This window comes from Pseudomonas sp. 05T35 (assembly GCF_056396605.1).
In genome coordinates this window covers 1-11,426 of the sequence record NZ_JBFTLU010000100.1, presented here as the reverse complement: position 1 = coordinate 11,426, position 11,426 = coordinate 1, and the positions used below count along the sequence as shown (strand labels likewise).

Annotated in this window: 13 protein-coding genes; 4 read left to right on the top strand and 9 right to left on the bottom strand. The window is 60.0% G+C overall.

The window, feature by feature from the left end; all coding sequences use genetic code 11:
• A partial coding sequence (gene pcsA / locus AC1DH9_RS10540) for a phosphatidylcholine synthase (protein WP_477808140.1) occupies positions 1-529 on the bottom strand: 529 nt, incomplete at its 3' end.
• Between the two features lie 325 nt (positions 530-854).
• Between pcsA and AC1DH9_RS10535 the strand changes: the two genes are divergently transcribed.
• Together AC1DH9_RS10535 and AC1DH9_RS10530 are read left to right on the top strand one after the other, a co-directional pair.
• Positions 855-1,553: an AzlC family ABC transporter permease gene (locus AC1DH9_RS10535; RefSeq protein ID WP_427546090.1), complete on the top strand. Its 699-nt coding sequence runs from the start codon at positions 855-857 to the stop codon at positions 1,551-1,553.
• Positions 1,553-1,864 (top strand): AzlD domain-containing protein, encoded by a 312-nt coding sequence (locus AC1DH9_RS10530; protein WP_162491294.1) that lies wholly within the window; start codon positions 1,553-1,555, stop codon positions 1,862-1,864. Before AC1DH9_RS10535 ends, AC1DH9_RS10530 begins: the two co-directional genes overlap by 1 nt.
• Before the next feature lie 9 nt (positions 1,865-1,873).
• On the opposite strand, the gene AC1DH9_RS10525 is transcribed toward AC1DH9_RS10530, so the two are convergent.
• From AC1DH9_RS10525 to AC1DH9_RS10500, 6 genes are all read right to left on the bottom strand, one after another.
• Complete coding sequence (locus AC1DH9_RS10525) at positions 1,874-2,782, bottom strand: MurR/RpiR family transcriptional regulator (RefSeq protein ID WP_123583653.1); 909 nt, start codon at positions 2,780-2,782, stop codon at positions 1,874-1,876.
• Positions 2,783-2,902: 120 nt separating this feature from the next.
• Positions 2,903-3,667, bottom strand: a complete 765-nt coding sequence (locus tag AC1DH9_RS10520; RefSeq protein WP_019689777.1) for an ABC transporter ATP-binding protein — start codon at positions 3,665-3,667, stop codon at positions 2,903-2,905.
• A gap of 18 nt (positions 3,668-3,685) precedes the next feature.
• Positions 3,686-4,798: a succinylglutamate desuccinylase/aspartoacylase family protein gene (locus tag AC1DH9_RS10515; RefSeq protein ID WP_427546087.1), complete on the bottom strand. Its 1,113-nt coding sequence runs from the start codon at positions 4,796-4,798 to the stop codon at positions 3,686-3,688.
• 9 nt (positions 4,799-4,807) lie between these two features.
• Complete coding sequence (locus AC1DH9_RS10510; protein WP_427546085.1) at positions 4,808-5,503, bottom strand: ABC transporter permease; 696 nt, start codon at positions 5,501-5,503, stop codon at positions 4,808-4,810.
• Positions 5,504-5,520: 17 nt separating this feature from the next.
• Positions 5,521-6,210 carry an ABC transporter permease gene (locus AC1DH9_RS10505; protein WP_103317257.1) on the bottom strand — a complete coding sequence of 230 codons (690 nt, stop codon included), beginning with the start codon at positions 6,208-6,210 and terminating at the stop codon, positions 5,521-5,523.
• A gap of 185 nt (positions 6,211-6,395) precedes the next feature.
• Positions 6,396-7,172, bottom strand: coding sequence for an ABC transporter substrate-binding protein (locus tag AC1DH9_RS10500; protein ID WP_427546083.1), 777 nt, complete (start codon positions 7,170-7,172; stop codon positions 6,396-6,398).
• A 285-nt stretch (positions 7,173-7,457) separates the two neighbouring features.
• Here AC1DH9_RS10500 and AC1DH9_RS10495 point away from each other — a divergent pair, with 285 nt between their 5' ends.
• On the top strand, positions 7,458-8,243 hold the full coding sequence (locus AC1DH9_RS10495) for a sulfite exporter TauE/SafE family protein (RefSeq protein ID WP_427546131.1): 786 nt from the start codon (positions 7,458-7,460) through the stop codon (positions 8,241-8,243).
• A 55-nt stretch (positions 8,244-8,298) separates the two neighbouring features.
• On the opposite strand, the gene AC1DH9_RS10490 is transcribed toward AC1DH9_RS10495, so the two are convergent.
• Positions 8,299-9,345: a class I SAM-dependent methyltransferase gene (locus AC1DH9_RS10490; RefSeq protein ID WP_477808139.1), complete on the bottom strand. Its 1,047-nt coding sequence runs from the start codon at positions 9,343-9,345 to the stop codon at positions 8,299-8,301.
• 544 nt (positions 9,346-9,889) lie between these two features.
• Between AC1DH9_RS10490 and AC1DH9_RS10485 the strand changes: the two genes are divergently transcribed.
• A complete protein-coding gene (locus tag AC1DH9_RS10485; RefSeq protein WP_103317253.1) occupies positions 9,890-10,426 on the top strand; it encodes a DUF4174 domain-containing protein in 537 nt (178 codons plus the stop codon).
• A 410-nt stretch (positions 10,427-10,836) separates the two neighbouring features.
• On the opposite strand, the gene AC1DH9_RS10480 is transcribed toward AC1DH9_RS10485, so the two are convergent.
• A partial coding sequence (locus AC1DH9_RS10480; protein WP_477808138.1) for an acetyl-CoA C-acyltransferase occupies positions 10,837-11,426 on the bottom strand: 590 nt, incomplete at its 5' end.

Sequence of the window (11,426 nt, the reverse complement as noted above, 5' to 3'; positions counted from 1 at the left end):
GCATGAACCGCCGCACCCGAAACGGGTGCAGGAACTTCATCCGGGTCACCGTCAACAGCGCCAGGCCGATAATGGTCAGCAGCGTCAGCCAGGGTGTCGGCGCAATGATGTAGAGGCACAGGGTGACGACGTTCCAAGCAGCGGGGAAGCCCTGGAAGTAGTTGTCCTTGCTCTTCATGTTGACGTTGCAGAAGCAATAGAGCGACGAGACCAGGATCACCGAGGTGGTCAGCAGCGGGGTGTAGGCCGGCAAGTCGATGTAACGGTAGATGAACAGGGCCGGGATGAACACGTAGGTCAGGTAGTCGATGACCAGATCCAGTATGGAGCCGTCGAGATGCGGCAGTACCGTTTGCACATTCACCTTGCGCGCCAGCGCGCCGTCCACACCGTCGACGATCAGCGCCACGCCCAGCCACAGCAGGCAGGCCCTGGGCTGGTTATCGAACAAGGCGAGGGTCGCCAGGAAGGCGGTCACCACACCGGTTGCGGTAAAACCGTGGGCGCCCCAGGCTTTAAGCGTGGCCATGCGTCGGGTCGTTATCAAGGGAGCGTTCTCCAGCGAATAAAACGGGCCAGTTGCTACCACCGACGGGGTCACCGGCAACCTGGCTGGGCTGCACCTATCGACCGGCTATCGGGCGATAAGGTTCACCTGCACTCAAACGACCCGAAGTCGACACCCATTAAAAATAGACCATCTCCTGTCGCTGCCATGTTTATCGAGCAGTACTTTTTGCCGGTCAGCGTTCAACTACCGACCTGTGCCTGGATGTGCAATTACGCAAGATTGTTCAAGACAGAAGGTTGATCGGCTGACACAGTTAGCGACCTTTCCTTCGTTGTAGAGCGCTATGTCTGACAATCCATTGCCGCGCAGTGCTTTCCTGCGCGGTGCCGCTGCCGTCATGCCCTTGTCCCTGGCGACCGCGCCATGGGGGCTGTTGGCAGGTTCGATGGCCATTGAGGCCAACCTCACTCCACTGCAAGGCCAGGGCTTGTCGAGCATCGTCTTTGCGGGTGCTGCGCAGTTGGTCGCGATCGGGATGCTCAAGGGCGGCGCCGGGATTTTCTCGATTCTGCTGACCACCTTGCTGCTGACCTCGCAACACCTGCTGTACGGCATGAGCATGCGTCCGGTGGTTTCGCCGTTGCCGGGTCGCTGGCGGGTGGGGCTGGGCTTTTTGCTCACCGACGAGCTGTTCGCACTGACCAGTCAATTTGACCAACGGCAGTTCAACCGCTGGTACGCCCTCGGGGTGGGCCTGACCTTTTATGTGGCGTGGAATCTCTTCACCCTGGCCGGGATTGTGCTGGGCAGCAGCATTCCGGGCCTTGAACGCCTGGGCCTGGATTTTTCCATCGCGGCCACATTTATCGCGTTGATCACCCCCGTGGTGCGCAACGTTCCGACGGTCGTCTGTGTGGCGGTTTCGCTGTTCTGCTCGGTGCTCTTCAATTATTGGCACTGGGGCTCGGCGCTGGTGCTGGCCGGCTTGCTGGGAATGAGTGCCGGGTTTGTCTGCAACAAGTTTTATGGAGCGCGCACATGATGGTCTGGGCGGTTATTTTCGGAATGGGCATGCTGGTTTTTCTCAACCGCTATGTGTTCCTTGAACCACGGTTGCCCGTGCGCCTGAGCAGCAACGCGCGGCAATTTCTCGGATTTGCGGTGCCCGGCATGCTCACGGCGATCTGCGGGCCGATTGTGTTCATGCCCGACCATCAACTGAATCTGCAGTACGACAATCCGTACCTGATCAGCTCACTGGTCGCCATCGGCCTGGTGCTCTACACCCGCAGTACCCTGATCAGCATGCTGCTGAGCATGGGCTTCTTTTTCCTGCTGCGCTGGTGGCTGTGACGCGCTGCCTCATTTTTTCGAGGTTTTGCTGCTGCCGGGAATGTGCAGGTAATTCATCACGCTTTCGGTGAGTTCGGTCGCCAGCTTCACCGCTTCTTTGTTACGCGCCATCACGCCGGCAACCAGGCCTTCGATCAGCGCCAGTACCGCGATATTGGAACTGGTCAGCACCGGGTGGTCGGCCGGCGCAAACAACACGTGCTGAGCGATGTGAGTCAGGGGCGAGGCGGGCGAGTCGGTGATCGCCAGTACCGTCGCGCCACGCTCATGGGCAAAGCGCGACAGTTGCAGGGTGTCGAGGGAATAGCGCGGTAGCGAGATCGCCAGCAGCACGTCCTGATCGGTAATTGCAGCCAGTCGATAAGCGGCGTTTTCGTTGCCGCCTTCCATGCTGATCGCCGTGGCGTCGGCGCAGAACGGCATCAGTGTCGAGGCCGCGAGACCGGCCATGTAGACACTGTTGCCAAACCCGAGGATGTAGATCTTGCGCGCCTCGATCAGGCAGGTGACCACGGCTTCGAAGGTGTCGGGGTGATTGTTGGTGCCAGCGGTGCCTAGATTGCTGGTGGCGCTCTGGATCTGCTCATGCAGACCGAACGCACCCCCGGGGCGGTGCGCCAGTTCGTTACGCAGTTTGTCTACCGGGGAGACCATCTGCTGCAAGGTTGCGACCAGTTCGGCTTTCATGCCGCTGTAACCGCCCAGGTCCAACGCCTTGGCCAGACGGTTGACCGCCGCCGGTGAGGTGGCAGTTTCATGGGCCATCTCTTCGATGGTCAGTGTCGCGGCTTTCAGCGGATGGCGCAGGATGAAGTCCGCCACCTTGCGCAGTGACGGCTGCAAGTCGGCAAGAATTTCTGCCAGTTTGCGCATGACCGGCGCGGCGTAGACCGTGGTGTTTTTCGAAGGAGTAGGCATAACCGGCTCAACATCCGCAGGAGGTTGGAAGGGACCAGGTCTGGTCCCTGACATGAGTGCGCGCCAGTGTATCCGAAGCCGACCGTTGGCGTGCAGCACCCGGAACGGTCGGCAAGCGGCTTACTTCAGGCTGCCGGCCAAGAACTGCTGGAGGCGTTCGGACTGTGGGTTGACCAGCACTTCACGCGGATTGCCACGCTCTTCGACCTGGCCTTTATGCAGGAACACCAGTTGGTTCGACACCTCCCGGGCAAAACCCATTTCGTGGGTCACCACCACCATGGTCCGGCCTTCCAGGGCTAGGTCCTGCATGACTTTAAGCACTTCGCCGACCAACTCCGGGTCGAGCGCCGAGGTCGGTTCATCGAACAACATCACCTCTGGCTCCATCGCCAACGCACGCGCAATCGCCACGCGCTGCTGTTCGCCACCCGACATGTGCGCCGGATAAGCGCCCATGCGATGGGCCACGCCGACCTTGTTCAGGTAGTGCTCGGCCTTTTCCCGGGCGAGTTTCTTGTCCAGGCCCAGCACATGCACTGGCGCTTCCATGACGTTTTCAAGGGCGCTCATGTGCGACCAGAGGTTGAAGTGCTGAAACACCATCGCCAGCCGCGAGCGCATGCGTTGCAGCTGTTTCGGCTCGGCGGCCTTGAGCCCGCCGGTCTTGTTGGCGACCAGTTTCAGCTGTTCGCCATTGAGCAGGATGTTGCCCGAGTTGGGTTGCTCCAGCAGGTTGATGCAACGCAGGAAGGTGCTTTTACCCGAGCCACTGGAGCCGATGATGCTGATCACATCGCCGGCTTTGGCTTCCAGGGACACGCCCTTGAGCACTTCGTGGGTGCCGTAGCGTTTGTGCAGGTCCTGAATTTCAAGTGTGTTCATGGTGTCGGTTCTCTTGAGTCAGTCGCTGAGCAAGCGACCCTGGCGAATGGGGGTAGAGCCTGCGACCTTGGCCAGCCACAAACCCGGTTGGGCAAAGCGCAGGCGTTCGCGGGCATAAAGAATGCCGTCGGTGCTGGCCTTCACCACGCTGTGGCGATCGGTCAGCGGGTCGAGCACTTCGAACAGCGGGTCGCCGACCGAGACCCGGGCACCCAACGGTTGCAGAAAACTCACCACACCGGGGTGTGGTGCATAGGCGTATTGCGCACCGGCGAAGGGCGTTGCGTCGCAGCAGGTGGCCGGCGCGTCTGGCCAGTCACCGCTGATCAGGCCCTGTTCGGCCAGGTAGCCGAGGATTTGTTCGGCACTGGCCATGCATGGTTCCCGTTCGGTGTCGGCCATGCCGCGCAGTTCGATGGTGGTCGCCACGCAGGCCAGTGGAATGTTCGCCAGCGGGAACAGCTCGGCCAGGCGCAACCAGGGAATCGCGCAGGCTTCATCGAAGGCATTGCCGCCGGCGTCCTCGGCCAGCAGAACGGCTTCGGCGCCCAGGCGTGCGGCCAATGAACGCAGGCGCGGCCAGTTTTGCGGCAGGGCATACAGCAACATGATCGACTCGAAGTCGCAGTGCAGGTCCAGCACCACATCGGCATCGCAGGCGTGCTGCACCAGCAGGCGGCGCAGGCCGTCGAGTTCCGATTCGGCTAGCGGCATGTCGGCAATGACCTCGATCATGGCGCGACGGATCAGCGCCACGTTGGCCTCGGCATCCTCGCCCAGTTGTCCTTTCAGGTGCACGGCCACGGCTTCGGCCAGCTCCGGGAAGTCACGGTTGAAATTCTTGCCGCTGTTGAATTCGAAGCGTCCCTGATGGGTGGCCTGGAACATTTGCCCGATGCCGATCGGATTGGCCATCGGTACCAGTTCGATCACGCCGGTCAGGCGGCCTTGTAATTCCAGCTCGCGCAAACGGCGCTTGAGCTCGACGGCGACGCGCATGCCAGGCAGTTCGTCGGCGTGCAAGGACGCCTGGATGTAAGCCTTGCGTGAGCCGCTGCCAAATCTAAACAGCGACAGCGTGCGTTCAGTGCCGCAGGCGCTCCAGGGCAAAACGTAGTGGATGTGTTCCATGGGACTTCCTTAGTGCTTGCGTGGGGCCAGGTACGCCAGCCAGTGACGTTCGGCGAGCTTGAACAGGCGCACGAGAATGAAGGTCAGGGCCAGGTAGATCAGGCCGGCAGTGATGAACGCTTCGAACGGCAGGTAGAACCGCGAGCTGACCGTGCGCGCCGCACCGGTGATGTCGACCAGGGTGACGATCGACGCGAGGCTGGTGGTCTGCAGCATCATCAGCACTTCATTGCTGTACTGCGGCAACGCCCGGCGCAGGGCCGACGGCAGCAGAATGCGGCGGTACAGGGTCAGGCGTGACATGCCCATCGCCTTGGCAGCTTCGATCTCGCCGTTGGGGGTGGACTTCAGGCTGCCGGCCAGCAGTTCCGCGCTGTAGGCACTGGTGTTGATCGCAAAGGCCAGGCACGCGCAAAAGGTCGCGCTGGACAGGTATGGCCAGAGCACGCTTTGGCGTACCGCTTCGAATTGCGCCAGGCCGTAATAGATCAAAAACAGCTGCACCAGCATTGGCGTGCCACGAATGGCGTAGGTGTAGAGCCAGGCCGGGAAGTTGATCAGCGGCGAACGAGAGACGCGCATCAACGCCAGCGGAACGGCCAGCATCAGGCCGAAGGCCAGGGAGATCAGCAGTACTTTGAGGGTCAATAACGCGCCACTGAAATACAGCGGCAGGTTTTCCCAGATCAGGTTGTAGTCGAGCATGGTCGGTTCGCTCCCACTCACAGAACGGCGGCTTTGATGCCGACCGAGTAGTGTTTTTCCAATGCGCGCAGCACCAGCAACGAGACACTGGTCAGCACCAGGTACAGCGCCGCCACCGCGAGGAAAAACGTAAAGGGTTCGTGGGTCGCGTCGGCGGCGTTCTTGGCCTTGAACATCATGTCCTGCAGGCCGATCACCGATATCAACGCCGTGGATTTGGTCAGCACCAGCCAGTTGTTGGTGAAGCCGGGAATCGCGAAGCGAATCATCTGCGGCACCAGAATCCGCCAGAACACCTGGGCGCTGCTCATGCCATAGGCCGCACCGGCTTCAGCCTGACCTTGCGGGATCGCCATGAAGGCGCCGCGAAAGGTTTCCGAGAGGTAGGCACCGAAAATGAAACCCATGGTGCAGACACCCGCCACAAACGGGTTGATGTCGATGTAGTGGGTGTAACCGAGCCCGAGGGCGATGCGGTTCACCAGGTCCTGGCCGCCATAGAAAATCAGCAGGATCAGTACCAGGTCGGGGATACCGCGAATCACTGTGGTGTAGCCTTCGCCCAGCGTCGACAACCATTTGAGCGGCGAGAGGCGAAACGCCGCGCCGATCAGGCCCAGGGTAATGGCCAGTGCCATGGAGCTCAGAGCCAGATTGATCGACAGCCAGGCGCCATCGAGAATGCTCGATCCGTAGCCGTGAAGCATGATGAAGTTCCTCACCCGAAGCGCCGGCAGGCGCGCGGGACCATACGGATTAATTGCTATCAATCAAGGTACAAACCTGTGGGAGCGAGCCTGCTCGCGATAGCGGAATATCAGTCAACATCAATGTTGGCTGACACTCCGCTATCGTCGGAACGCCGTCCGGAGCCGACTCGCTCCCACAACGCTTATTCGCCGTAGATATCGAACGCGAAGTACTTGGCCATGACCTGCTGGTACTTGCCGTTGGCACGGATCGCATCAATCGCCGTGTTCAGGCGTGCCGCGTTTGCGGTATCGCCTTTGCGCAGCGCAATCCCGGCGCCCCGGCCGAAGTATTTCGGGTCATTGATGTCCGGTCCCGTCAGGGCAAAGCCGTTACCGGCCGGGGTCTTGATGAAGCTCTCGTTGGTGTTGACGATGTCGGCGAGGGTAGCGTCCAGTCGGCCCGACGCCAGGTCCAGGAAGGCTTCATTTTGCGAGGAGTAGCGCACCACCTCGACGCCGGCGGGGGCCAGTTGCTCGGTGGCGTAGCGGTCGTAGGTGGAGGAGCGTTGCACACCGAGTTTCTTGCCTTTGAAATCGACCTTCGGGTCATTGATCGCCTGGCCGGCCTTCGCCGCGAACTTGCCGGGGGTGTGGTAGTACTTTTCGCTGAAGTCGACTGACTTCAGGCGGTCGTCGGTAATCGACATCGACGACAGCACCGCATCGATCTTGCGCACTTTCAACGAGGGGATCATCCCGTCGAATTCCTGGATGACCCACTGGCATTTGATCTTCATTTCTTCGCACAAGGCGTTGCCGATGTCGTAGTCGAACCCGCTGATGTTGCCTTCCGGGGTCTTGAAGGAGAACGGCGGGTAGGCGGCTTCGATACCGATGCGCAGGCTGTCTTCGTCGGCGTGGGCCAGGGTGCTGACGGCGCAAAATGCCAGAGCAGCCAGAAGTCCGGTCTTGTTCATATTGTTGACTCCGTGGATAGGGTGTTTGGGGGTGAATGCCTTCCGGTCTGGCGGGGGTGTGCAGCGGGTTGCATGTCCATGGAGCGTATAAATGACACGTTTTATTTCATAAATCAAATGCGTGAAAATAAAAATATCAAAACGGGCCGATGCGTCAGCCCGACGGTCAAGGTTGAATTGCCGAAAGTTATAAAGTCAGATCACATTGGTATAAGTAGTTATAAGAAAAATCGCTATGCTGCCCGCGAGATTTTTAGTCGTCGCGCTGGTTTGCAGGGTATGGCAATGGACTTCGGTAATTTGGGTTTTGTAGTCGCAGGCTTGGTTGTCGGGTTCGTTGTCGGAATGACCGGTGTGGGGGGAGGCTCGTTGATGACGCCGATTCTTCTATGGTTCGGCATCAATCCGGCCACCGCCGTCGGGACGGATTTGCTGTACGCCGCGATCACCAAGTCCGGTGGTGTGCTGGTTCATCAAAAGCACAGGAACATCGACTGGAAAATTACCGGCTGGCTGACGCTGGGCAGCGTGCCTGCGGTCGCCCTGACCCTGGTGTTCCTGAAGTACCTCAATACCGATCCGCAAACGACCAATGCGATTATCAAACAGGCCTTGGGGATTGTGCTGTTGCTGACGGCGCTGGCGATTTTCTTCAAACGCCAGCTGCTGGCGTTTGCCCAGAAACATGCGGGCGACCATTACCATTTGAGTAACCGCAACCTGAACCTGCTGACCGTCGTTACCGGTGCGCTACTCGGCCTGATGGTCGCATTGACGTCCATTGGTGCTGGCGCCCTGGGGACTGTCGCACTGTTTATCCTGTACCCGTTCCTGCCGACCAGACGCCTGGTCGGCACAGAAATCGCCCACGCCGTACCGCTGACCCTGGTTGCAGGATTGGGGCACGCGAGCATGGGCAACATGGATTGGCACCTGTTGGGTTTCCTGCTGATGGGGTCGTTGCCGGGAATCTACGTGGGCAGTCATTTGTCCGGGCGTATTTCTGATGGTGTGCTGCGTCCTTGCCTGGCGGTCATGCTGGTGTTTATCGGCTACAAATTAGTGTTTTGATCCCCGGCATGGCGCTGCCCCTCTCAGCGCCATGCCCGAGGCATACTCCCCGCGATTATTTACGCGCCTCCAGAATCAGGTTGAACGGTGTCTCTGCTGCCCGGCGGAAATGCGTGAATCCGGCCTGGGTGAATACATCCCGCAGCCGTGCTTCTCCCGCTTGAGCCCCGAGCCCCAGACCGACTTCCTGAGACAACGAGTTAGGCGTGCAGATGAACGTCGACGCGGCGTAGAACAGCCGTCCTACCGGGGTCGCGTTTTCGTCGAGATGGTCATTGGCATACGGCTCCACCAACAGCACCGTCCCGTCGGGCTTGAGCGCCTGATAGGCGTGTTTGGCAGCGCCCACCGGATCGCCCATGTCGTGGAGGCAATCGAAGTAGCAGATCAAATCGTAGTCATTGCCCGGAAAGTTCTTGGCGGTACTCTGAACGAAGCGAGCACTATCGGCCACGCCACCTTCTTCAGCGCGTTGGGTAGCCGTGGTGATGGATGGTGCGTGATAGTCGAAGCCGACAAAATTGGAGGCCGGGAACGCTTTGGCCATGACTACCGTTGAAGCGCCGTGGCCGCAACCGACATCCGCGACCTTGGCCCCGGCTTTCAGTTTGTCCACCACGCCTTCAAGCGCAGGTAACCACTCGCCGACCAGGTGTGCGCGGTAGCCGGGTCTGAAGAAGCGTTCGGTGCCWTTGAACATGCAGCTGTGGTGATCGCCCCAGGCGAGGGCACCATTGCCGCGCATGGCGGCGATCAGTTTGTCTTTGTCATGGTAAAACGAGGCAATCACTGCAGCGCCGCCCGGGACATAAACCGGTGAGTCCTCGATCGCCAGCGCCAGGGCTTGTTCTTCTGGCAGGCGGAACTTTCCGTCGACGTGCTCCATGTAGCCAGAGGCTGCGTGAGCACTGAGCCATTCGCGCAACAGTCGTGCATTGCAGCCAGTCTTGCTGGCCAGTTCTTCAGGGGTGACAGGCTGGCTGTCGGCCATCGCCCGGTACAAACCGAGTTCATCGCCCAGGATCATGTTCGCGAGCATCGCTGCGCCGCCCATGTCGGAAACCACCTTGCCCATGAAGTCATTGAGTTTGGCTTCGTCCATAACTGCTCCTCCTGAAAAAAGACCACCGGTGAAGGAGGGCGTGTGCAGAGGCAGCAACCTTTCAGGCGGCAGTCGGGTGGATGATCAGGACGACACGGCAGGCGCGTTGTGAAGCCAAACCGTCTGCCACGCGAATGCCCGGACACGCGACATGTCCGGGCGAGTGGGACGCGATAACGTCGTCCTGCATGACGTCACTGTGGGGCCGAGCCCCACAGGACGATTACGAGTAGCCATTAGCTCCAGCATCATGAGCGGGCTTCTTCGACAAACCCGCTGCTTACGGACCCGGATTTGGCAACGTCCCCCCTATGGGGGACAAATAAAAGTGTAGTACGCGATAAAAACCTGCGCCGTGTGTTTTGGCCTTGGCGGTGTGAGCCTGGACAAACTAAATGGCCTAAACCCGTGTCGCGAAATTCGGTTGCGGATTAAGCCCACTCGCCTAAGCTTCGCAGCATGGCGATAGAAATTTCAGGCGACGGAACTGGATCTTTCGCCTTGATGCGCAATCATAAAGTGTGGAAATCAAAAGGAGATGCGCATGCTCATTCGGTCACTGACCCTTGCAACTCTGCTCGCTGTCGCCGGCCCTCTATTCGCCGCCGACAACGACACGCCCCTGGCCCAGGAACGCGGCAGGACCCGGCCGCTGATTGTCATCGCTCCCAGCAGCATCGACCCGACACTGGTCAGCCTGAAAAAGTCCCTGGCGGAACCGGCCAACAGCCAGGCCTTCAAAGAACGCAATATGGTGCTGTACACCGTGGTCAATCTCATGGGCCAACGTGACGGCAAGGACCTCGATGCACAAACCACCATGGCGCTGATTCGCGAGTTGAAACTGGGCGTCAGTGGCGAGACCAAGGTCATTCTGGTGGGCAAGGACGGCGAGAAAAAACTCGACCACCTCGGCCCGATCGAGGCCAAGGATCTGTTCGCCACCGTTGACCAGCTTCCAGCCGCCGAGAAAGAGGCAGCGCCACCTGCGCCGCCACCCGTAGAGGCTGCGCCGGTCAAGGGCGGAAAAAAGGGCAAAGGAGCAAAACCGGCAGCGCCACCGCAACCTTTGGATGATTGATACGCTTGTCTGGCATGACATGTCGGCTCAACACACGCAATCCCCGTAGCAGCTGCCGAGCTCGCGAGGCTGCGTTAGAGGCGGGCCGCGTTCGGACGAAGTCCTCGCAAATCCTGCATACGCGGATTACCGGGACAAACGTGTTGCCTGATTTCACGACCGCTTCGCGGCCGAACGCAGCCTTCGGCAGCGGCTACGGGGATTGCGTGAAATCCGGGATTTTTGAATTGACCGGCACCACCAGCTGTACACGCTCCAGGTCCAATGTCGCATCAGTGACAGGTCATCGTGGAAAAACAGTGTTCGCCAGGCAAAAAAAGACCCGGCGCCACCGAAGTCGCGCCGGGTGTGTTGCCAGTCAGCGAGCGGATATCGTGGGTCCGTGCGCTGACTGTTGAACGCCTGCGGGTTTAGGCCCGTTCGATCGCCAGGGCCACGCCCTGACCACCACCGATGCACAAGGTGGCGAGGCCTTTCTTGGCGTCACGCTTGATCATTTCGTGCAGCAACGACACCAGCACCCGGCAACCGGACGCACCAATCGGATGGCCCAACGCAATCGCGCCACCGTTGACGTTGACCTTGCTTGCATCCCATTCCAGCTCTTTGCCGACCGCCAGTGACTGCGCGGCGAAGGCTTCGTTGGCTTCGATCAGGTCCAGTTGATCGAGGTTCCAGCCGGCCTTGTCGAGGCAGCGGCGGGTCGCGGATACCGGAGCAATGCCCATGATCGCCGGGTCGACGCCGGCATTGGCGTAGGCGGCAATTTTTGCCAGCACCGGCAAGCCCAATTGCCTGGCCTTGTCGGCGCTCATCAGCAACACCGCAGCGGCGCCGTCATTGAGCGAAGAGGCATTGCCGGCGGTGACGCTGCCATCCTTCTTGAAGGCCGGTTTGAGCTTGGCCAAAGACTCGGCAGTGGTCTCGGCGCGCGGTTGTTCGTCGACCGCGAAGGACAACGGCTCACCTTTGCGCTGCGGGATCAGGATCGGCGTGATCT